The following is a 22,163-nucleotide window of genomic DNA, read 5'->3' on the forward strand; positions in this document are numbered from 1 at the left end:
TACATTAAAATAAAATTAATTCATTTAATGATTTAAGTATTTCAATTGCTTGCCGATAAGCAGTTAATAATAAAAATTTGATGCCTTAGGGTATCGTGCAATTGTTCCTCTGGAGGGGTATGTGGATTTAGCAACCATAATAGGTATTCTTGGTGCCATAGGCTTAATTGCTATGTCGATGGTGTTAAGTAGTGATGGCCAAGTTGCAATGTTTTATAACACCCCTTCGGTGGTCATTGTATTTGGCGGCTCTATTTTCATTGTGTTGTCAAACTTTACTATGGGTCAGTTTTTGGGCATAGGTAAAGTTGCCGCGAAAGCTTTCATGTTCAAGATAGAATCTCCAGAAGAGCTAATAGAGAAAGCTGTAGAGTTAGCAGACTCAGCCCGTAAAGGTGGTTTTTTAGCACTCGAAGAAGCTGAAATTCCTAATGGCTTTATGCGCAAGGGCGTTGATATGCTCGTCGATGGTCATGACGCCGATGTGGTTCGTGCTACCTTGCAAAAAGATATCGCACTTACTGCCACTCGTCATGAGCATGGCGCGGGACTATTTAAATCGTTAGCCGACATAGCTCCTGCAATGGGTATGATAGGCACGCTAATTGGTCTTGTTGCCATGTTATCAAATATGGATGATCCTAAAGCCATCGGTCCTGCGATGGCCGTTGCACTATTAACGACATTATATGGCGCGTTCTTAGCGAATGTGGTTGCTATTCCAATTCAGGTAAAACTAGAGCTACGTAAAGACGAAGAGGCTCTTAACCAACGCTTAATTCTCGACGCGGTACTGGGTATTCAAGATGGTCAAAACCCGAAAGTAATCGAGGGTATCTTGAAAAACTACTTAGCAGAGTCTAAACGAAAAGTGGATACTGAGGAGTAAGCATGTCTGATCAAGAGTGCAAATGTCCACCTCCGGGTTTACCAGCTTGGATGGGAACCTTCGCAGATTTAATGTCACTGTTAATGTGCTTCTTTGTACTCTTGCTTGCCTTTTCTGAAATGGATGTCCTTAAATTTAAGCAAATTGCTGGCTCAATGAAGTTTGCTTTTGGTGTGCAAAACAAAATTGAAGTAAAAGACATCCCAAAAGGAACTTCAGTAATAGCCATGGAGTTTACGCCAGGTAAACCTGAGCCTACGCCTATCGAAACAATTCAACAACAAACGGTTGAAATGACCCAGCAGATGTTGGAATTCCAAGCCGGTGATGAAAGCTCAGCAGGTGGACGTCAAGAGCAGCGTGGTAATAAGCGTGGCGGTGAGTCTCAAAGTACAGCGCAAGAACAAGCGATGGATCAATCTATTTCCGCTGCGAATCAAGAACAAACCAACGAGCTTGTGAAGAAAATTGCGCAACAACTTGAACAACAGATTATTGATGGGGCGATTGAACTAGAGTCTTTAGGCCAGCAAATTATTATTCGTATTCGGGAAAATGGCTCATTTCCTTCAGGGAGTGCGTTTTTACAGCCTAAATTTAAACCAATTATTCGAGATATTGCAACCTTGTTAAAAGACGTGCCTGGCGAAATAACGGTATCTGGTCACACTGATGATTTTCAGGTTTCCAATGAGCTATATACCAATAATTGGGATTTATCTTCAAAGCGTGCAGTTGCAGTTGCAAGTGAAATGGAAAAAGCCCCAGGTTTCGATAAATCGAGAATGGTCGTAGTGGGCCATGCTGAAACGAGGCCACTTGTTCCCAATGTTACCGATGAAGATAGAAAGCGTAACCGTCGCGTCGAAATCTCAATTATGCAAGGCAAGGCGCAAGAGTCGGATCCTATTGATGTAAGACCCTAAATCAGTTACAGTTACAATTAGTTAAAGAATGTAATGGGTATAAGAATGAAAAAGCTCGATAAATATTGCTACCTGCCAGGTAACGGTGATGGTAACGATGGTAAAACAGAAAACTGATTAAGGTCGTTACTTGTGCCTGATTGGTTCAACTCTTTTATTGTTATATTAAGTAATAGCTGGGTGTTCATTCTGAGCCCAGCTATTTTTGTTTTTTATATCAGAAATGATTGGCTCGCCTTCAGGTTTTCTGTAATAACCGCTAGTTTTTTTCTATATGGCACTCTTATCCATTCAAGCCTGAGTGAGTTTGATGACATCTTTGTTTGGCGTTACGTTGTATGGGCATTTAATGACATAGCATGGATGGCCATCATTGCTTATCTTGGTATAAAAGATAAGGTTTATCTTTGGCAGAGCGTACTAGGGCAGTTAGTTGTTGTAATGGCACCCATATTACAACTATTTCGCGTAATTGATATTCACTTATGGGATTTATCGTATAGCACATATATGTATAAAACCTTACTCCCTGTTATTAATATAGGCACCGTAGTTGTATGTTATTTGCCTATGATTTATTTATTTACCCGTCGCAATAGGCTCGCCGAGACCATTCCTAAGTAAAAAATGCTGTGTTAGACTACTGTTTATAAAAACAGTATTTAGTGTTGCGTTATGAAACTTTACATTGCCGAAAAGCCGTCCCTTGCACGAGCCATTGCTGATGCACTACCAAAACCACAAAAAAAGCAGGAAGGTTATATTGAGCTTGCTAATGGTGATTGTGTTTCTTGGTGTATTGGTCATTTGCTTGAACAAGCTGAGCCTGACGATTACGATGCAAGTTTTAAAAAGTGGCGATTTGAGCACTTACCTATCGTGCCTGAACAATGGCAGTTAAAACCTAAAGCAAAAACACGCAAACAACTCACCGTATTAAAAAAGCTGATTAAGCAAGCGAGTATAATCATCCATGCTGGTGACCCTGACCGTGAAGGCCAGTTATTGGTAGATGAAGTAATTGAACAGGTAAAACTAAGCCAAGCTAAAAAACAGCAAATCCAGCGGCTCTTAATAAGCGACTTAAACTTAAGTGCAGTTAAAAAAGCGCTGAATAATTTAAAGTCGAATCGCGATTTTATTCCCTTGAGCGTATCAGCCTTAGCTCGCTCACGTGCTGATTGGTTATTTGGCATGAATTTAACGCGAGCTTATACGCTTGCTGGGCAAAAAGCAGGGTTTGGTAATGTGTTGTCTGTAGGTCGTGTTCAAACACCTATTTTAGGGCTAGTTGTAAATCGCGATAATGAAATAGCTAACTTTGTAGCAAAACCTTTCTACGAAGTTTTGGCTCATCTCGAAACAGAGCAGCAGCAAACATTTTCTGCTAAGTGGCAACCAAGTAAAGCATGCGAGCCCTATCAAGATGAAGAAGGTAGAGTATTACATAGAGGACTTGCTGAAAATGTTGTGTCACGAATTACTAATCAACCAGCTAAGGTGGTTGAGCTTGAGCAAAAACAAAAAAAACAACAAGCGCCGTTACCTTATAACTTGTCGGCTTTACAAATTGATGCGGCAAAAGCGTTTTCTATGCCAGCACAAAAGGTGCTAGATACCTGTCAAAGCTTGTATGAGCGTCATAAGTTAATTACGTATCCTCGTTCAGATAATCGCTATTTACCAAAAGAGCATCATAAAGATGCAGCGAGTATTATTGCCGCTATCGCCAATAATGAAGGTCAAGCAAGTGAAGCTTGCAAGCAAGCTGATACCAGTAAGCGGAGTAAATGTTTTAATGACAACAAGGTTGCAGCTCACCACGCTATTGTTCCCACCGAAAAGCAGCTACGCTCAGCATCATTAAATAGCGAAGAACAAAAAATCTATCGATTGATCTGTCGTCATTATTTAATTCAGTTTTATCCAGACTATGTGTTTAAAGAAACCAAAGTAACGGTTGATATTGCGGGTGGGCTTTTTAAAGCTGCTGCTAAGCAAGATATTAGCTTAGGCTTTAAAACATTAATGGGCAAAACAGAGTTAAAGGATGAGCAAACCTTACCGCCACTTGAAAAAGGTCAGCCGCTGCATTGCAATCAAGGTGAAGTGGTAGACAAAGTGACCACACCGCCAGCGCACTTTACTGATGCGACCTTATTAAGTGCTATGACAGGCATCAGTCGCTATGTGAAAGACCCTGAAATTAAAAAGATCCTCAAAGATACGGATGGTCTAGGTACTGAGGCTACACGGGCAGGCATTCTTGAGCTTTTATTCAAGCGCCGCTTTCTAGAGCGTCAAGGTAAACACATTTTAGCTACAGTAACAGGTAAAGCTCTCATAAGTACATTACCAGAGCAGCTTGCTAGCCCTGACTTAACAGCTAAGTGGGAAGCATCGTTAGGGAATATAGCTGAGCAACATATGAGTTATCAGCAATTTTTAACGCCATTACTGACTGAGTTACATGCTTTAGTTGAGCAAGCTAAGCAGTGCGACAGCCAAGTCTTTGCCCAGTTACCAAAAACGCCGCAAAAGCGACGTTTTAAAAGAAAAGCTAAGCCCAGAACTAAGTCAGCCTAAACTATTTTTTGTTGAATAGGGCAACCGCGGCATTACTCATCGCTGTAATCCCAGTAGGGAGCGCCTTTTTGTAATCAGGTGCAAACTTACTTGAATGTAAAGAAGGTAATGTTGTGCCAGATTGTATTGCGGCATCATATTGACTAGGCTCAACACCCCCTAACCAAAATAAAGTAATTGGAATATTCTTATCTGTACGTCCGTATAAACCAAAGTCTTCGCCGGCCATGACTGCTTCTGTTTCAAGTACATTGTCTTCACCAATCGCATTAGCAATTGCTGAACGCACTAAGTTGGTTTGCTCAGGGTTATTATAAGTAGATGGAATAGATTCATCTTCATGCACATATACTTCAGGTGCTAAGCTTTCATCAAGTCCTGCACTTAATGCGATACCTTTAGAAATTCGTTTAATCGCCGCGATTTGTTGTAAGCGAACTTCAGGGTTATAACTACGCAATGTAAGTTGTAGTTTTACTTCATCAGAAATGACATTGTGTTTAGAGCCACCATGAATTGAGCCTACCGTGATCACCGATGGCTCTAATGGTGACAATTCACGGCTCGTAATTGTTTGCAGTGCCAACACAATACGTGAAGCAATTACAACAGGGTCTATTGTTGTATGAGGATAAGCACCATGACCACCTTTACCTTTTACAGTAATATCAACAGAGTCAACACTTGCCATTGTGTACTCATTTTTCATGCTGATTTTACCAGCAGGAACACTGGCACTGACATGTAAAGCAATTACGTGGTCAGGCGTAGGGTACTTGGTAAAAAGTCCTTCTTTAAGCATTGCTTTTGCACCACCGCCTACTTCTTCAGCGGGTTGTGCGACCATCATTAATGTACCTTGCCACTGATCTTTGTGTGTCATTAACTGTTGGGCTGTGCCAATAAACGAACTCATGTGAATATCATGACCACAGCCATGCATTACACCGACAGTTGAGCCTTCGTCGTTTGTAACCGTTACTTTTGAAGCGTACGGTTTACCAGTTTGTTCAACAATGGGTAAGCCATCTGTATCGGTACGGATCATCACAGTTGGTCCAGTACCATTTTTGTAAATACCAACTACGCCATAGCCACCTACATTATCAGTAACCTCAAAGCCAAGTTTAGTAAGTCGTTTTGCTAATTTCTTACCTGTTTGTTTTTCATGATAAGAAAGCTCTGGAGATTGATGTAAATCTAAGTAAAGCTTTTCAATCTCTGGCATGGTTTTCTGAAGATTTAAATCTAAGCTTGTTGCTTGTGTTATGGGAGTAAGAAATAATAACGCAGCAGATATAACTGATAATTTCATAATGACCTCGACTGAATGGGCTTGTAATTGTTATGTTTGTCACCATATAAAAACCTAAATACTTATATAGTGCAATTGATCAAATGAATAATATGGTAAATGTTACTCCACAGAATTTACAGCAAGTACTGGGTGAGACCTCAGCCGAAAAATTAGTTTTACTAACTTTCTACTCTGCGCAAAACCCAGAGTGTCATCAGCAAGCTGTTATTTTAGAAAAAATCGCACATGAATACGGTGAGCATTTATTAGTAGCGACATTAGACTGTGACGTTGAGCAAGCTCTTGCAGCGCAACTTGCACAGCAAATTGGTTTGCAAGCATTACCAACGCTTGTGATGTTAAAAGATTCTGCGCCTGTAGATATGTTACCGGGTGCTCAAACAGAACAGCAAATTCGTGATGCGCTAGCAAAGCATTTACCAGCCCAGCACGAGTTATTACTTGAACAAGCTAAGCAAGCGTTAATTAATCAAGATTTAAATAATGCGTTTAATTATGCAAAGCAGGCTTATGAGCTTGATCCGAGCCATACGCGTGTAAAATTAGTATTAGCTGATATTTGTATTCAAATTCATAAATTAGAAGATGCACAAGCATTACTAGATTCAGTGGCAGAGAATGAACGTGATGCGTATTTCACAAATATTCAAGCAAAGTGTGAACAAGCATTAGCTGCAACAGACTCTCCAGAAATAAAAGCACTGCAAGCTAAAGTTGAAAAATACCCAAATGATTTAGAGATAAAAGTAGAGTTAAGCAATGCGCTTAATAATGCGGGTCGCAAAGAAGAAGCGTTAGAGGTGTTATTTAATGTGCTTAAAAAAGATCTTAACTACGCAGATGCAAAACCAAGCTATCTAGAAATCATTGCCTCTTTACCTGATGGCGATGCATTGGCGTCTAAGTATCGCCGTAAACTATATAGTATCTTGTACTAATCCATCATTGATTGATAAAAGCGCCATTAAAAATAGTGGCGCTTTTTTATTTAAAAACTTGCGTATTACCTAATATCGATAATACTTAAGATCCTCTCGAGAAAAGTTGGCTGTATTTTGTACAGTAAACTGTGTTTTTTACTGCCTTTAGCTTGTTTTTTGCGCGAAAGGTAAGTTTTTAGTAGTTTTCTACAAAAAGTGCTTGCGTTAATTATTCGCATCCCTATAATGCGCATCCACTGACACGGCGGGCAGCAACGAAAGACGCTGAACAAGGTGACAGAGAGTTAAGTAAAACTTCGGTTTAAAACGGTCTAAAAAGAAAGTTTAAAATTAAGTGTTGACTCGAAAAATTAAGGATGTATTATACGCATCCCTAGCGACAACCTCGCAACGTTCTTTAACAATATAAAGCAATCATCTGTGTGGGCACTCGTACAGATTGAGTTCTAACAGCAGAGTCTAGTTCGCTAGATGACGCAAACAAATTTAGAGTCTCAATTTCTTATGAGTGACTATATAGTCAATTTATACAGAATTCATTGAGCACGAAACTTCGGTTTCAAAAAACTTTTAATTGAAGAGTTTGATCATGGCTCAGATTGAACGCTGGCGGCAGGCCTAACACATGCAAGTCGAGCGGAAACGAAGAGGTGCTTGCACCTCTGGCGTCGAGCGGCGGACGGGTGAGTAATGCTTGGGAATGTGCCTTATGGTGGGGGACAACAGTTGGAAACGACTGCTAATACCGCATAATGTCTTCGGACCAAAGTGGGGGACCTTCGGGCCTCACGCCATAAGATCAGCCCAAGTGGGATTAGCTAGTTGGTAAGGTAATGGCTTACCAAGGCGACGATCCCTAGCTGGTTTGAGAGGATGATCAGCCACACTGGGACTGAGACACGGCCCAGACTCCTACGGGAGGCAGCAGTGGGGAATATTGCACAATGGGCGCAAGCCTGATGCAGCCATGCCGCGTGTGTGAAGAAGGCCTTCGGGTTGTAAAGCACTTTCAGTAAGGAGGAAAGGTTAAGTGTTAATAGCACTTAGCTGTGACGTTACTTACAGAAGAAGCACCGGCTAACTCCGTGCCAGCAGCCGCGGTAATACGGAGGGTGCGAGCGTTAATCGGAATTACTGGGCGTAAAGCGTACGCAGGCGGTTTGTTAAGCGAGATGTGAAAGCCCCGGGCTCAACCTGGGAACTGCATTTCGAACTGGCAAACTAGAGTGTGATAGAGGGTGGTAGAATTTCAGGTGTAGCGGTGAAATGCGTAGAGATCTGAAGGAATACCGATGGCGAAGGCAGCCACCTGGGTCAACACTGACGCTCATGTACGAAAGCGTGGGGAGCAAACAGGATTAGATACCCTGGTAGTCCACGCCGTAAACGATGTCTACTAGAAGCTCGACTCTTCGGAGTTGTTTTTCAAAGCTAACGCATTAAGTAGACCGCCTGGGGAGTACGGCCGCAAGGTTAAAACTCAAATGAATTGACGGGGGCCCGCACAAGCGGTGGAGCATGTGGTTTAATTCGATGCAACGCGAAGAACCTTACCTACACTTGACATACAGCGAACTTACTAGAGATAGTTTGGTGCCTTCGGGAACGCTGATACAGGTGCTGCATGGCTGTCGTCAGCTCGTGTTGTGAGATGTTGGGTTAAGTCCCGCAACGAGCGCAACCCCTATCCTTAGTTGCCAGCGATTCGGTCGGGAACTCTAAGGAGACTGCCGGTGATAAACCGGAGGAAGGTGGGGACGACGTCAAGTCATCATGGCCCTTACGTGTAGGGCTACACACGTGCTACAATGGCGCATACAGAGTGCTGCGAACCTGCGAGGGTAAGCGAATCACTTAAAGTGCGTCGTAGTCCGGATTGGAGTCTGCAACTCGACTCCATGAAGTCGGAATCGCTAGTAATCGCATATCAGAATGATGCGGTGAATACGTTCCCGGGCCTTGTACACACCGCCCGTCACACCATGGGAGTGGGTTGCTCCAGAAGTGGATAGTCTAACCTTCGGGAGGACGTTCACCACGGAGTGATTCATGACTGGGGTGAAGTCGTAACAAGGTAGCCCTAGGGGAACCTGGGGCTGGATCACCTCCTTATACGATTTAGAACTTATTTGTTCGTAGTGTCCACACAGATGATTGTTAGTTAGCTAAACCGCTTGGTTTGACTAATTAATATGCTCTTTAAAAATTTGGAAAGCTGATATTAAAATTCTTATAGATACTTGTATCTATAAAGAGTTTTCAAAAGTAAAAAAATGCCATTAATCATTTATGATTAATTGGTATCTACTTTAGTATTCTCATCATTATTTGATGAATTAACTTCTGGCGAAGTTAACAGCTGTCACTAACAAAGACCCGTTTGGGTTGTATGGTTAAGTGACTAAGCGTACACGGTGGATGCCTTGGCAGTTGGAGGCGATGAAGGACGTATTAACTTGCGATAAGCCTAGTCAAGCTAGTAAAAAGCGCTTGAGACTAGGATTTCCGAATGGGGAAACCCACCTGCTTGCAGGTATCTTGCACTGAATACATAGGTGTAAGAGGCGAACGCGGAGAACTGAAACATCTAAGTACCCGTAGGAACAGAAATCAACCGAGATTCCGGAAGTAGCGGCGAGCGAAACCGGACCAGCCCTTAAGCTTATTTTGTGTTAGTGAAACATTCTGGAAAGTTTGACGATACAGGGTGATAGTCCCGTACACGAAAATGCAATCTAAGTGAAATCGAGTAGGTCGGAGCACGTGAAACTTTGACTGAATATAGGTGGACCATCATCTAAGGCTAAATACTCCCAACTGACCGATAGTGAACCAGTACCGTGAGGGAAAGGCGAAAAGAACCCCTGTGAGGGGAGTGAAATAGAACCTGAAACCGTGTACGTACAAGCAGTAGGAGCATACTTGTTATGTGACTGCGTACCTTTTGTATAATGGGTCAGCGACTTATATTTTGTAGCGAGGTTAACCGATTAGGGTAGCCGTAGTGAAAGCGAGCGTTAACTGCGCGTTGAGTTGCAAGGTATAGACCCGAAACCCGGTGATCTAGCCATGGGCAGGTTGAAGGTTGAGTAACATCAACTGGAGGACCGAACCCACTAACGTTGAAAAGTTAGGGGATGACCTGTGGCTAGGAGTGAAAGGCTAATCAAACCGGGAGATAGCTGGTTCTCCCCGAAATCTATTTAGGTAGAGCCTCGGACGAATACTTACGGGGGTAGAGCACTGTTAAGGCTAGGGGGTCATCCCGACTTACCAACCCTTTGCAAACTCCGAATACCGTAAAGTACTATCCGGGAGACACACGGCGGGTGCTAACGTCCGTCGTGAAGAGGGAAACAACCCAGACCGCCAGCTAAGGTCCCAAAGTCATAGTTAAGTGGGAAACGATGTGGAAAGGCCCAGACAGCCAGGAGGTTGGCTTAGAAGCAGCCATCCTTTAAAGAAAGCGTAATAGCTCACTGGTCGAGTCGGTCTGCGCGGAAGATGTAACGGGGCTAAACTATGCACCGAAGCTGCGGATTCAAACTTTGTTTGAGTGGTAGGGGAGCGTTCTGTAAGCCGTTGAAGGTGTACCGGGAGGTATGCTGGAGGTATCAGAAGTGCGAATGCTGACATGAGTAACGATAATGCGGGTGAAAAACCCGCACGCCGGAAGACCAAGGGTTCCTATCCCATGTTAATCAGGGTAGGGTAAGTCGACCCCTAAGGCGAGGCCGAAAGGCGTAGTCGATGGGAAACGGGTTAATATTCCCGTACTTGGTATAATTGCGATGGGGGGACGGAGCAGGCTAAACAAGCATGGCGTTGGTTGTCCATGTGAAAGTGAGTAGGTTGAGAGTTTAGGAAAATCCGGACTCTTAAGACTGAGACACGAGACGAGCACCCAAGGGTGTGAAGTTGTTGATGCCATACTTCCAGGAAAAGCCTCTAAGCTTCAGATTATACCGAATCGTACCCCAAACCGACACAGGTGGTCAGGTAGAGAATACTAAGGCGCTTGAGAGAACTCGGGTGAAGGAACTAGGCAAAATCGTACCGTAACTTCGGGAGAAGGTACGCTCCTATCTGTGATGAGACTTGCTCTCTAAGCGGACGGGAGCCGCAGTGACCAGGTGGCTGGGACTGTTTATTAAAAACACAGCACTGTGCAAAATCGCAAGATGACGTATACGGTGTGACACCTGCCCGGTGCCGGAAGGTTAATTGATGGGGTTAGTTTTCGGACGAAGCTCTTGATCGAAGCCCCGGTAAACGGCGGCCGTAACTATAACGGTCCTAAGGTAGCGAAATTCCTTGTCGGGTAAGTTCCGACCTGCACGAATGGTGTAACCATGGCCACGCTGTCTCCACCCGAGACTCAGTGAAATTGAAATCGCAGTGAAGATGCTGTGTACCCGCGGCTAGACGGAAAGACCCCGTGAACCTTTACTACAGCTTGGCACTGAACATTGAACCTACATGTGTAGGATAGGTGGGAGGCTTTGAAGCAGAGACGCTAGTCTTTGTGGAGCCGTCCTTGAAATACCACCCTTGTAGTTTTGATGTTCTAACGTTGGTCCCTGATCGGGATTACGGACAGTGCCTGGTGGGTAGTTTGACTGGGGCGGTCTCCTCCCAAAGAGTAACGGAGGAGCACGAAGGTTGGCTAAGTACGGTCGGACATCGTACGGTTAGTGTAATGGTAGAAGCCAGCTTAACTGCGAGACAGACACGTCGAGCAGGTACGAAAGTAGGTCATAGTGATCCGGTGGTTCTGAATGGAAGGGCCATCGCTCAACGGATAAAAGGTACTCCGGGGATAACAGGCTGATACCGCCCAAGAGTTCATATCGACGGCGGTGTTTGGCACCTCGATGTCGGCTCATCACATCCTGGGGCTGAAGTCGGTCCCAAGGGTATGGCTGTTCGCCATTTAAAGTGGTACGCGAGCTGGGTTTAGAACGTCGTGAGACAGTTCGGTCCCTATCTGCCGTGGGCGTTTGAGAATTGAGAGGGGTTGCTCCTAGTACGAGAGGACCGGAGTGAACGAACCGCTGGTGTTCGGGTTGTCATGCCAATGGCACTGCCCGGTAGCTACGTTCGGAACTGATAAGCGCTGAAAGCATCTAAGCGCGAAGCAGGCCTCGAGATGAGTTCTCACTAGACTTTTAAAGTCTCTGAAGGGCCGTTGAAGACTACAACGTTGATAGGCAGGGTGTGGAAGTGGTGTGAGCCATTAAGCTAACCTGTACTAATTACCCGTGAGGCTTAACCATACAACGCCAAACGCGTTTTATGATTTACATCCATGTAAATCACTAAAGCCGCACTGCGTGCGTTAAAATCTGTTCCAGACAGATTTTTATGACAGCGTAACAGACAGAAGTTAGTATACTAAAGTAGATTTACGATTATCAGATTTCCGAATTTTAGTTAATTGCTAAGGCGATTAACAAACAGAATACGCTTGGTGACAATAGCGTTTTGGACCCACCTGACCCCATGCCGAACTCAGTAGTGAAACGAAACAGCGCCGATGATAGTGTGGCATTTGCCATGTGAAAGTAGGACATCGCCAGGCTCCTAATTAGAGAAACCCGATTCGAAAGAGTCGGGTTTTTTGTTGCCTGTAGAAAAATAAAACACCCAACCAAGACCCTACTACTTCTATCCTTGTAGGCATAGTGTGGCATTCGCCATGTGAAAGTAGGACATCCTACTGCGTAGCGCACCATGGCTCCTAATTAGAGAAACCCGATTCGAAAGAGTCGGGTTTTTTGTTGCCTGTAGAAAAATAAAACACCCAACCAAGACCCTACTACTTCTATCCTTGTAGGCATAGTGTGGCATTCGCCATGTGAAAGTAGGACATCCTACTGCGTAGCGCACCATGGCTCCTAATTAGAGAAACCCGATTCGAAAGAGTCGGGTTTTTTGTTGCCTGTAGAAAAATAAAACACCCAACCAAGACCCTACTACTTCTATCCTTGTAGGCATAGTGTGGCACTCGCCATGTGAAAGTAGGACATCCTACTGCGTAGCGCACCATGGCTCCAATTAGAGAAACCCGTTACAGCAATGCAACGGGTTTTTTCGTATGTGGCGAGATTTTATATCGCGTGATAGACTTTTGGCCGCAGGCTATCAGCCGAAACACAGAGACATTAAGTGTCAGCTGACCTGTGTGGGTGTTAGGTGCTGAGTCTCTCAGCACTTGCCCTGCTCATTCTTCACACCTCCACTTGCTTCAGTTACGTTGTTATGCGATAAAGCGTTTATATTTGTAATACAATTTAGGTTTGCTGTGTCTCGTAAGAAAACTACTAAGTCAAAAGGCTCCTCAGGTTTAAACCGTAAAAATAGTGAAGCATTCATCGTTAAGTTCTCATCTCATCCAGATACGCATCAGTGCCCATCGGGTTTAATGTATAAAGTGATTGATGATGTTGAGGGGGATCGCATAACGGAGTTTGATACTGTGGTGATTAATCAGCGCATTATGCTTGCTGATGGCAGTGTGATTGCCGATAGTTACAAAGCGGGTATGCCAGAGGTGTTCGCTTTATCTGAAGCAATTGAAGGATTAAAAGAAGGCTTGTTGCTAATGAATATTGGTTCTCGCTATGAATTTGTGGTCCCCCCAGAGCTTGCTTGGGGTAAAAAAGGTAACGGTGGCAAGATTGGCGCAAACGCAGTGCTGCATTTTGATGTTCGATTAATGCGTTTAGCTTAACTCTCTTCGCATGAGTTCCTTAGCATAAGTCGACAGTGTATTTAAAACGCGTTAACGTTGACTATTGGTTACTGAGGAATATTATGGACGCATTTACTTCACGAGTTTACTTTCTTCGCCATGGCGAGATAGCTACGCTAGGCATTCTTGCTGGGCAAATCGATATTGTTTTATCTGAGCAAGGCCTTGAACAAATGCGCCAAGCCTCTGCTGAGCTTATAAATTTAAATGCCATATATAGCTCACCGCTAAAACGTTGCTCAGTCCATGCAGATTATTTAGCCAACCAACATAACTTGAATGTACAGTACAATAACGCGCTGAAAGAGTTTAATTTCGGTGATTGGGACGGCCAAGACTATCAGCAACTTTGGCAGCAAACTAGTAAACCTCATATCGGTGATTTTTGGCAGCATCCTTGGCAAGTAAAAGTACCTAATGGTGAGTCTATGGCAGACTTTTATGCACGAGTAGAGGCATGGTGGCAAACGTTTTTACAATCATTGTGCGAATCTAAGCATGAACAGTCATTGGTAATTAGTCACGCAGGTGTGATTAAACAAATCCTTGCTATTGTTTGCCTGATGCCAAAACAATCAGCTACGCATTTAAATGTTTTCCATCTCCCTTATGCAGGGCTAATTACACTCGATGTATATATAGATGAACAAGGGCAAGCTTGGCCAAAAATTGTTTTTTAGCCATCTAGAGCGATATTCATTGAATTATTTACTTAGCCCGCCATAATACTCATATGCTATGGAATGGAGTGAAATTCTCCAGCTGTTCCCGCAACTGTAATCCATATAAATATATGGTCAGCCAGATACTTAGTACTAACAATTAATCATCGAGCGGGTCAACTCACGTCATTTTCTGGTACTTAGCAGTACTTTCTTGTGCGTTGTGCTTACTCGCCAAGAGAGAAAAAGCTTGCAACAAAATAGCCTTAGCGCTGCGCCATTGATATCAGTGTCTGATTTAAGTTGGGGTACTGCGAATAAAACCATACTTGAATCAATTAACCTTGAGTTAAAGGCAGGGCAGTTTATAGGTTTACTCGGCCCTAATGGGGCTGGTAAATCAAGCCTGCTGCGTTGTCTTTATCGTTACTTGAAACCTCAGCAAGGAGCTGTGCTGCTAAGCGGTCAAGATATCTGGCAAATCAGTGCTGATGAGTATGCAAAGCAGGTTGCTGTGGTTTTACAAGAATCACCATCGCAGTTTAATTTGTCTTTATTCGATGTGGTGAGTTTAGGCTTAACACCTCATAAGCGACTTTTTAGCGGTACGTCTGCCAATGATAAGCAACGAATATATCAAGCGATAGAGCAGGTTGGTTTATCTCATCATAGTGAACAAGCATTTGATTCGCTTTCAGGCGGCGAAAAGCAAAGAGCGCTCATTGCACGCTCTATTGTACAGCAGCCTAAGTTGCTCATCATGGATGAGCCAACCAGCCATCTTGATGTTAAATACCAAATTCAAATAATGGAATTAGCGAAGTCACTCGATGTAACTGTGCTTGCCTCTTTCCATGATCTAAATCTCGCAGCGAGTTTATGTGATGAGCTACTGGTGATTGATGAAGGTCGCTTGGTTTGTCAGGGGCAACCAAAAGCGGTGCTAACAGAGCAGCTGTTGAGCGATGTATTTGGCGTCTGTGCAGCGGTATCTGCTCATCCGCAATCAAGCACTGATAAGTTTATTCCGCATATAACTTATTTCTATGGTTATCAGACACAGGAGCATCAACATGACTGATGCAATGCGTTTAAGTATATGTGTTGTCGTTGGACTTATTAGTTGTTTTTTAGCACTGAGCTTTGGTGCTGCAAATACACCGCTGAGTGAGGTTTTCAATGGCTTGTTTAGCCAAGGTAGTGATGAATTTGTGCAGCGCATTATTTGGCAGTTGCGTATGCCAAGAACAGTGCTGGCATTTTTAGCGGGATCTGGACTTGCTCTCGCGGGATTAATTTTGCAGACCGTAACCCGAAACCCACTTGCTGATCCTTACTTGTTTGGTATTTCTTCCGGGGCTTCATTTGGTGTGGTGTGCTTTATAGCCCTAACAGGTGTGAGTTTTGGCTTTAGTATGTCAGTTGCAGCATTTGCCGGAAGCTTACTTTCTATGCTGTTGCTTATTGTTATTGCAGGGCGTCGCCATGTTGGCCAAGTTGAAGCCATGTTACTTGCTGGTGTTGCTCTATCTTTTTTATTTAGTGCTCTGACTAGTCTGCTGCTTTATTTTAGCGATCCTCAAGCCATAACCGCTATTTTGTTTTGGACGATGGGCAGTTTTTCTCGTGCCCAGTGGGACACTCTTTGGTTGCCATTTGCCGTTATTATTGCCTGCATGACGCTGATGATTGCATTTCGTCGTCAGCTCAATGCAATGCTGCTTGGTGATGAAAGTGCTGCGACCTTGGGGATTCATGTACAGCGCTTTCGAATCATGATGCTGCTGCTAAGCTCATTAATTACAGCAGTGCTTGTTGCCATGTGTGGGGGCGTTGGTTTTGTCGGCCTGATGATCCCACATATTGTGCGCTACTTTTCACCGCAAGGCAGCAGCCATAACTTAGTTATGACATCCTTGGTCGGTGGTATTTTTATGGTGTGGGTAGATGTGTTATGCCGAACCCTATTGAATAACCAAGAACTACCCGTTGGTGTGATCACAGCCGCTATCGGTAGCGTGTTCTTTTTATTTTTACTTTACTTTCGTAAACAGAGCAGGTAGCTGATGTTTAATATCATGCCAATTAACCAGCAATTTTCAGCTGTTATTCAACAAAAAATAGACCTTAAAACAAAGCCGCTTGGTGCCTTAGGTCAGCTTGAGAATTGTGCTAAACAATTAACGCTTATTTTTTCAAAGCAGCTTGATAGTGAGCAGGCACTAGTTGCCTTTAAACCGGTTATTTCAAACCCCTCTTTGGTTGTATTTGCAGGCGACCATGGTGTGGCAAGCCAAGGGGTGTCAATTGCTCCTAGCAGTGTTACATCACAAATGGTGGCAAACTTTGCAGCAGGAGGTGCAGCGATCAATGTTTTTTGTCGCCAGCTTGGCTGGCAGCTAGAAGTTGTTGATGCTGGAACACTCACTACGGCACACGATAAAAGTGTGCATAACCAGCGTTTAGGTGAAATCACTGCACCACTGCATACTGAAATGGCTATGTCACTTAATCAGGTTGAAAAAGGGTTTGAATTAGCCAAGCAGAGAGTTCATTCACTCTATGAGCAAGGCTGCAATACCATCGCCTTTGGTGAGATGGGCATTGGCAATACCACAAGTGCTGCAGCACTAATGGCTGCTTTGTTGTCTTTACCTGCCAGCCAATGTGTTGGTAAAGGCACTGGTGTGAGTGACGAGGTTATTGCTAAAAAAATCAAGGTTGTTGAGCAAGCCCTTCAATTACATCAAGCCCATTTTGACGACCCTTTAATGACGCTAGCGGCATTAGGTGGGTTTGAAATTGTACAGATCACCGGTGCCATTTTAGCTGCTGCTGAGCTTGGTATGGCTGTGATCGTTGATGGCTTTATTTGTACCGCAGCGGCGCTTGTTGCAACTCGTATTAATGCAAACGCTCGTGATTACATGTTATTTGCCCATGTCTCTGATGAGCAAGGACACAAAATAATGCTCAATGCCTTGCATGCATCACCTTTATTACAGCTCGATTTACGTTTAGGAGAGGGCACTGGGGCTGCGCTTGCCTTACCTTTACTGCAAGCATCTTTGGCGTTTTACAATGACATGGCAAGTTTTGCCTATGCTAATGTTGAGCAAGTAGTTTGATATGAGCGTTGAACATCACACTTCAAACACGACCCCAAGCCAGCTTCAGTTATTTTTGCTGGCGCTTAGTTTTCTAACGCGTATCCCCGTTAAATTAAACTTTGAGGTATCGAGCACGGCACTCAATCAGGCCAGCCGTTATTTTGCATTAGTTGGAGTGTTATTAGGTGTACTTTTAGCGCTGAGCTTTTTACTGCTAAGTTGGTTATTCCCTGTAGCCATTGCAGTCGCGTTAGTTATGGCGTTTAGCTTGGTAATCACAGGGGCCTTTCATGAAGATGGTCTAGCTGATGTGTGGGATGGCTTTGGTGGCGGTTGGCACGTTGTAGATAAGCTGAGCATTATGAAAGATAGTCGCTTAGGTACCTATGGTGCTGCGGCGTTAATGATGGCCTTATTAATTAAGTACCAAACACTCGTCGCACTTAGTGAAGTAACCAGTACTCTGATTATTGCACTTGTTTTAGGGCAAAGCTTAAGCCGTGTTGTCGCAACAAGTTTAATTGCAGACATGGACTATGTAAGTCAGGACGCCACATCTAAAGTAAAACCAATAGCGATACATTTAAGCACGCAAAGTTATCAAATACTGCTAGCAACGGGCGGTGCGGTGTTAGCAATTGCATGGTTGTTTTTTGGCTACACTCTAGGGCAAATATTAATACTCGTCAGTGTGCTTTTTGTTACTCGTTTACTATTAAAGCGCTGGTTTGAAAAACAGTTATCTGGCTATACCGGTGATTGCTTAGGAGCAGCTCAGCAAGTGTCAGAGCTTGCTACCTACCTTTGCTTGGTGAGTTTATTATGAGCCAACAACATACTTTAATTTTAGGTGGTGCGCGCAGCGGTAAAAGCCGTTTTGCTGAGCAGCAGGCAATAAATTCAAACAAGCCGCTTATCTACATTGCCACAGCAAATGCAGGTGATGAAGAAATGACAGCCCGAATTAATAGGCATCAAGCAGAGCGTGCTAAGCATTGGCAACTTGTTGAAGAGCCTTTGTATTTAGCCAAAGCATTACAACAGTATAGCCAAGCTGAAAACTGTATTTTAGTGGACTGTTTAACCCTGTGGTTGAGTAATTGCTTATGCCAGCATGGTGAAACATTTTGGCTTGAGCAAAAAGCGGCCTTACTTGATGTGCAAGCAAAATTGCTTGGTGAAGTGATTTTTGTTAGTAACGAAGTAGGTCATGGTATTGTGCCGCTCGGTGAATTAAGTCGTCAGTTTGTTGATCATTCTGGCTGGTTGCATCAAGCCTTAGCACAGCAAGTTACACGTGTTGAGTTTGTGATTGCAGGCCTTGCACAAACCTTAAAAAGTGAAAAATCATGAAAACAATAATGGTGCAAGGCACGACCTCAGATGCAGGTAAAAGTACTCTTGTCGCAGCACTTTGCCGAATCTTTGCTGAGCGAGGCGTTAAGGTTGCGCCCCTTAAGCCACAAAATATGGCATTAAATAGCGCTGTAACCGCCGATGGTGGCGAGATAGGTCGAGCACAAGCTCTACAAGCTATAGCAGCAAAAGTGCCCGCAGAAGTCGATTTTAACCCTATCTTATTAAAACCTAACAGCGATACCGGGGCGCAGGTCATTGTTCATGGTAAAGCGCTGTCGAATATGGAAGCGGGCAGTTATCATGACTACAAAAAAGTGGCGATGGATGCGGTTCTTACTTCGCAGCAGCGCTTAAGTGAGCGTTTTGAATTACTTATTGTTGAAGGAGCAGGGAGCCCTGCAGAAATTAATCTGCGTGAAAATGATATTGCCAATATGGGCTACGCCGAGGCGGTAGATTGCCCAGTGATCATTATTGCCGATATCGACAAAGGTGGTGTGTTTGCCCATTTAGTCGGTACATTAGCGTTATTATCAGAATCAGAGCAAGCGCGAGTAAAAGGCTTTGTGATTAATCGTTTTCGGGGTGATATTGCGTTATTGCAAGGTGGCCTTGATTGGTTAGAGCAATACACCAATAAGCCAGTGCTTGGGGTGTTACCTTATTTACATGACTTAGCACTAGATGCTGAAGATGCCGTTGCTATAACTAATCAGGTCGATAAACCGCAATTACGCATAGCAGTGCCGTTACTCCCTCATATTAGTAATCACACAGATTTTGATGCTTTGCGATTACAACCCGAAATCGATTTACAGTATGTACGTCATACTCAGGCTATTCCAAGTGTTGATCTGATTATTATTCCGGGTAGTAAAAATGTACTTAGCGACTTAGCGTTTTTAAAAAATGAAGGTTGGCATAAACAAATAACACGTCATCTACGCTATGGTGGCAAAGTGCTCGGAGTATGTGGTGGGCTGCAGATGTTAGGTAACTACCTTGCTGATCCACATGCTGTTGAATCTAATTTAGGTAGCGCAGAAGGACTAAGGCTTGCTGACTTTGAAACCCAATTAGGGCAACAAAAAGTACTAAGCCAAGTCTCTGGCACTCTTCATTTAAACAATAGCAATAAAGCAATTTCAGGTTATGAAATTCACGCAGGGATAAGCCAAGGGCCGGCATTTGAAAAGCCATTTTTGAGTTTTAATAATCACCCAAGTGGATTCAAAGTAGATGGCTTTATTAGTAATGATAACCAAATAGCAGGTACTTACTTACATGGCTTGTTCGATACCCCTGAGGGCGTATCTGAGCTAATAACTTGGCTTGCACCAAATAGCCAAATAAATCCCATTGATATTAATTTAAACCGTGAACAGCAGTTAAGCCGTTTAGCAAACGTGGTAGCAGAGAATCTCGATATTGAACAAATCATCAATATTTATGAGAATTTCAATTTAGAGGCATAAGGAACAATAATGAGCGAACAGAATCAAGATAAGCACCAACAACGCCAGCAAAAAGTTAAAGAAAAAGTCGACGAACGGATTGCTGCTGCACAAAAAGAACAGGGTATTTTTCAGGTTATAACTGGCAATGGCAAGGGTAAATCGACTTCTGGGTTTGGTACTGTTGCACGTGCGGTTGGTCACGGAATGAAAGCGGCTGTGTGTCAGTTTATTAAAGGGACTTGGGAGTGCGGTGAGCGTAACCTATTGGAAAAAGCAGGGGTTGAATTTGTTATTATGAACACCGGTTTTACTTGGGAAACACAAAACAAAGAGTCAGATACCGCTGCTGCGCAGGTGACATGGCAAGAAGCAAAAAGAATGCTGAAGGATGACTCGATTAACCTCGTTATGCTAGACGAAATAACCTACATGATCACCTACGGCTATATTGATTTAGATGAAGTGCTAGAGGCAATTGGCTCTCGCCCTGCTATGCAATCGGTGATTATTACTGGGCGTGGAGCGCACCGAAAATTGACCGACTTAGCTGATACAGTCAGTGAAGTCAAAAATGTAAAACACGCTTTTGATGCAGGAATAAAAGCGCAAAAAGGGTTCGATTATTAACATGAAGGCCATCAAGTTTGCACTCTTAGGTGTTTTATTTTATTTACCAGCATTGGCTCAGGCTCATGAAATAAAACAGCCTCAGCGTATTGTTGCTTTAGCACCGCATATCGTTGAAAACCTATTTGCGATTGGTGCAGGAGAGCGCATTGTTGGTACCGTTGATTATGCAGACTTCCCTCAGCAAGCGAATGATATCGAACGGGTAGGCGGTTATTACGGCATCAACATGGAAAAACTGTTGTCGTTAAAACCAGACCTTGTTTTGGCTTGGAAAGCGGGCAACAAAGCCGACGATCTTGCTTACATTGAAAAATTAGGCATTCCGGTAGCGTACAGCAACCCAAATCAGGTTGATAATGTTGCTGATGAACTACGTAAACTAGGCACGCTTACGCATTTGCAAACAAAGGCAAATAAAGTGGCTAAAGAGTTTGAAGCTAAGCTGAGTGCTATTCGTGCAGCCCAAGAGGGTAAAACGACCGTTTCGGTGTTTTATCAATTATGGCCAGAGCCGATGATGACAGTTGGCGGAAATACTTGGATCAATCAGCTATTAACCATTTGTCATGCGGATAATGTGTTTGCTAATAGCGATACAGACTACCCGCGCATTAGTATTGAAAATGTATTGGTAGCAGAGCCAGAAGTCATCATTATCCCAGATGAAAAATCGAAAAAGCCTCAGCCTAAAATTGATTGGCGACAATGGCCAGAAATGCCAGCGGTGCAGCATAACCAGTTTATTAGTGTGAATGCAGATTTATTGCACCGCTTTACAACCCGCATGCTTGATGGTTTGACTGATATGTGTGGTAAAATAGACGTTTCTCGTCAGCAAATACAGGCTTCAAAATGAACGATTGGCAAACACTTCTAGATACCGAGCTTGCTAAACCCTACATGCAAGAAACCTTGCAATATGTGGCAGATAGACGTGCAGCAGGCGTTAGCGTTTATCCAAAAGATGAACAGGTATTTTCAGCTTTTGATGCCACACCATTAAGTGAAATCAAAGTGGTTATTTTAGGGCAAGATCCTTACCACGGAGAAGGCCAAGCCCATGGTTTGTGCTTTTCTGTATTGCCTGAAGTTAAAAAGTTACCTCCCTCTTTGAAAAATATGTATAAAGAGTTGGCAACCGATATTGATGGTTTTGAAGTACCTCACCATGGCTATTTGCAAAGTTGGGCCGAGCAAGGTGTGTTTTTACTTAACACCGTACTGACGGTCGAGCAAGGGCAGGCTCATTCTCATAAGCACCTTGGCTGGGAGCAATTTACCGATGCAGTGATTGCGTTTATCAATCAGCATTGTGAGGGGGTGGTGTTTATATTATGGGGCGCACATGCTCAGAAAAAAGGTAAACATATTGATACCTCGCGTCATCATGTGATTCAAGGTCCGCATCCATCACCGCTTTCTGCTCACCGTGGCTTTTTTGGTTGTCAGCACTTTTCAAAAGCAAACCAGCTACTTAGCGATCAAAATAAAACGCCAGTAAATTGGTCTTTACCACAAATTCTATAACAGA

17 protein-coding genes, 3 rRNA genes and 1 riboswitch are annotated in these 22,163 nt (G+C 43.6%); of the genes, 19 read left to right on the top strand and 1 reads right to left on the bottom strand.

The window, feature by feature from the left end; all coding sequences use genetic code 11:
• Positions 1-121: 121 nt before the first annotated feature.
• The 4 genes from pomA to L3Q70_RS03690 all read left to right on the top strand — a co-directional run bounded on the left by pomA (position 122) and on the right by L3Q70_RS03690 (position 4,401).
• Complete coding sequence (gene pomA / locus L3Q70_RS03675; protein WP_062570207.1) at positions 122-889, top strand: flagellar motor protein PomA; 768 nt, start codon at positions 122-124, stop codon at positions 887-889.
• 2 nt (positions 890-891) lie between these two features.
• Entirely contained in the window at positions 892-1,815 is a 924-nt protein-coding gene (locus L3Q70_RS03680; protein ID WP_130150836.1) for a flagellar motor protein MotB, read from the top strand.
• Between the two features lie 132 nt (positions 1,816-1,947).
• Positions 1,948-2,439 carry a hypothetical protein gene (locus L3Q70_RS03685; protein ID WP_062570209.1) on the top strand — a complete coding sequence of 164 codons (492 nt, stop codon included), beginning with the start codon at positions 1,948-1,950 and terminating at the stop codon, positions 2,437-2,439.
• 51 nt (positions 2,440-2,490) lie between these two features.
• Positions 2,491-4,401 (top strand): DNA topoisomerase III, encoded by a 1,911-nt coding sequence (locus L3Q70_RS03690; RefSeq protein ID WP_237114867.1) that lies wholly within the window; start codon positions 2,491-2,493, stop codon positions 4,399-4,401.
• Position 4,402: 1 nt separating this feature from the next.
• Here the strand turns inward: L3Q70_RS03690 and L3Q70_RS03695 are convergent, their stop codons facing one another.
• Positions 4,403-5,716 carry an amidohydrolase gene (locus L3Q70_RS03695; RefSeq protein WP_237114868.1) on the bottom strand — a complete coding sequence of 438 codons (1,314 nt, stop codon included), beginning with the start codon at positions 5,714-5,716 and terminating at the stop codon, positions 4,403-4,405.
• An 83-nt stretch (positions 5,717-5,799) separates the two neighbouring features.
• Here L3Q70_RS03695 and L3Q70_RS03700 point away from each other — a divergent pair, with 83 nt between their 5' ends.
• The 15 genes from L3Q70_RS03700 to ung all read left to right on the top strand — a co-directional run bounded on the left by L3Q70_RS03700 (position 5,800) and on the right by ung (position 22,159).
• A complete protein-coding gene (locus tag L3Q70_RS03700; protein ID WP_062570212.1) occupies positions 5,800-6,657 on the top strand; it encodes a tetratricopeptide repeat protein in 858 nt (285 codons plus the stop codon).
• 574 nt (positions 6,658-7,231) lie between these two features.
• Positions 7,232-8,772: ribosomal RNA gene (locus L3Q70_RS03705) — 16S ribosomal RNA — on the top strand.
• Positions 8,773-9,051: 279 nt separating this feature from the next.
• A 23S ribosomal RNA gene (locus L3Q70_RS03710) occupies positions 9,052-11,936 on the top strand.
• Between the two features lie 190 nt (positions 11,937-12,126).
• A 5S ribosomal RNA gene (gene rrf, locus L3Q70_RS03715) occupies positions 12,127-12,241 on the top strand.
• The 16S, 23S and 5S rRNA genes sit together here, the layout of an rRNA operon.
• A 723-nt stretch (positions 12,242-12,964) precedes the next feature.
• Positions 12,965-13,393: an FKBP-type peptidyl-prolyl cis-trans isomerase gene (locus tag L3Q70_RS03720; RefSeq protein ID WP_237114869.1), complete on the top strand. Its 429-nt coding sequence runs from the start codon at positions 12,965-12,967 to the stop codon at positions 13,391-13,393.
• 83 nt (positions 13,394-13,476) lie between these two features.
• Positions 13,477-14,094, top strand: a complete 618-nt coding sequence (locus tag L3Q70_RS03725) for a histidine phosphatase family protein (protein ID WP_062570224.1) — start codon at positions 13,477-13,479, stop codon at positions 14,092-14,094.
• 12 nt (positions 14,095-14,106) lie between these two features.
• Positions 14,107-14,246: riboswitch (cobalamin riboswitch) on the top strand.
• An 80-nt stretch (positions 14,247-14,326) separates the two neighbouring features.
• A complete protein-coding gene (locus tag L3Q70_RS03730; protein ID WP_237114870.1) occupies positions 14,327-15,157 on the top strand; it encodes an ABC transporter ATP-binding protein in 831 nt (276 codons plus the stop codon).
• The gene (locus tag L3Q70_RS03735) at positions 15,150-16,139 is read left to right on the top strand and encodes an iron ABC transporter permease (protein ID WP_237114871.1); all 990 of its coding nucleotides are present in this window, start codon (positions 15,150-15,152) and stop codon (positions 16,137-16,139) included. Before L3Q70_RS03730 ends, L3Q70_RS03735 begins: the two co-directional genes overlap by 8 nt.
• 3 nt (positions 16,140-16,142) lie before the next feature.
• On the top strand, positions 16,143-17,204 hold the full coding sequence (cobT, locus tag L3Q70_RS03740; RefSeq protein WP_237114872.1) for a nicotinate-nucleotide--dimethylbenzimidazole phosphoribosyltransferase: 1,062 nt from the start codon (positions 16,143-16,145) through the stop codon (positions 17,202-17,204).
• Between the two features lies 1 nt (position 17,205).
• Positions 17,206-18,012: an adenosylcobinamide-GDP ribazoletransferase gene (locus L3Q70_RS03745; RefSeq protein WP_237114873.1), complete on the top strand. Its 807-nt coding sequence runs from the start codon at positions 17,206-17,208 to the stop codon at positions 18,010-18,012.
• Positions 18,009-18,539, top strand: a complete 531-nt coding sequence (gene cobU, locus L3Q70_RS03750) for a bifunctional adenosylcobinamide kinase/adenosylcobinamide-phosphate guanylyltransferase (protein ID WP_062570228.1) — start codon at positions 18,009-18,011, stop codon at positions 18,537-18,539. Before L3Q70_RS03745 ends, cobU begins: the two co-directional genes overlap by 4 nt.
• Complete coding sequence (locus tag L3Q70_RS03755; protein WP_062570229.1) at positions 18,536-20,020, top strand: cobyric acid synthase; 1,485 nt, start codon at positions 18,536-18,538, stop codon at positions 20,018-20,020. Before cobU ends, L3Q70_RS03755 begins: the two co-directional genes overlap by 4 nt.
• Before the next feature lie 9 nt (positions 20,021-20,029).
• Positions 20,030-20,629 (top strand): cob(I)yrinic acid a,c-diamide adenosyltransferase, encoded by a 600-nt coding sequence (gene cobO / locus L3Q70_RS03760; protein ID WP_062570230.1) that lies wholly within the window; start codon positions 20,030-20,032, stop codon positions 20,627-20,629.
• Between the two features lies 1 nt (position 20,630).
• Complete coding sequence (locus L3Q70_RS03765) at positions 20,631-21,488, top strand: cobalamin-binding protein (protein WP_237114874.1); 858 nt, start codon at positions 20,631-20,633, stop codon at positions 21,486-21,488.
• On the top strand, positions 21,485-22,159 hold the full coding sequence (ung, locus tag L3Q70_RS03770) for a uracil-DNA glycosylase (protein ID WP_062570232.1): 675 nt from the start codon (positions 21,485-21,487) through the stop codon (positions 22,157-22,159). The genes L3Q70_RS03765 and ung overlap by 4 nt, the downstream gene beginning before the upstream one ends.
• The last annotated feature ends 4 nt before the right edge of the window (positions 22,160-22,163 follow it).

It is taken from the genome of Pseudoalteromonas sp. CF6-2 (genome assembly GCF_021729425.1).
Taxonomy (GTDB): domain Bacteria; phylum Pseudomonadota; class Gammaproteobacteria; order Enterobacterales; family Alteromonadaceae; genus Pseudoalteromonas; species Pseudoalteromonas arabiensis.

Excerpts from the sequence above, each read along its gene's own strand:
- L3Q70_RS03680 (WP_130150836.1), top strand. The coding sequence starts at position 892 with ATGTCTGATCAAGAGTGCAAATGTCCACCTCCGGGTTTACCAGCTTGG.
- L3Q70_RS03690 (WP_237114867.1), top strand. The coding sequence starts at position 2,491 with ATGAAACTTTACATTGCCGAAAAGCCGTCCCTTGCACGAGCCATTGCT.
- L3Q70_RS03695 (WP_237114868.1), bottom strand. The coding sequence starts at position 5,716 with ATGAAATTATCAGTTATATCTGCTGCGTTATTATTTCTTACTCCCATA.
- L3Q70_RS03700 (WP_062570212.1), top strand. The coding sequence starts at position 5,800 with ATGAATAATATGGTAAATGTTACTCCACAGAATTTACAGCAAGTACTG.
- L3Q70_RS03725 (WP_062570224.1), top strand. The coding sequence starts at position 13,477 with ATGGACGCATTTACTTCACGAGTTTACTTTCTTCGCCATGGCGAGATA.
- L3Q70_RS03735 (WP_237114871.1), top strand. The coding sequence starts at position 15,150 with ATGACTGATGCAATGCGTTTAAGTATATGTGTTGTCGTTGGACTTATT.
- cobT (WP_237114872.1), top strand. The coding sequence starts at position 16,143 with ATGTTTAATATCATGCCAATTAACCAGCAATTTTCAGCTGTTATTCAA.
- L3Q70_RS03745 (WP_237114873.1), top strand. The coding sequence starts at position 17,206 with ATGAGCGTTGAACATCACACTTCAAACACGACCCCAAGCCAGCTTCAG.
- cobU (WP_062570228.1), top strand. The coding sequence starts at position 18,009 with ATGAGCCAACAACATACTTTAATTTTAGGTGGTGCGCGCAGCGGTAAA.
- L3Q70_RS03755 (WP_062570229.1), top strand. The coding sequence starts at position 18,536 with ATGAAAACAATAATGGTGCAAGGCACGACCTCAGATGCAGGTAAAAGT.
- cobO (WP_062570230.1), top strand. The coding sequence starts at position 20,030 with ATGAGCGAACAGAATCAAGATAAGCACCAACAACGCCAGCAAAAAGTT.
- L3Q70_RS03765 (WP_237114874.1), top strand. The coding sequence starts at position 20,631 with ATGAAGGCCATCAAGTTTGCACTCTTAGGTGTTTTATTTTATTTACCA.
- ung (WP_062570232.1), top strand. The coding sequence starts at position 21,485 with ATGAACGATTGGCAAACACTTCTAGATACCGAGCTTGCTAAACCCTAC.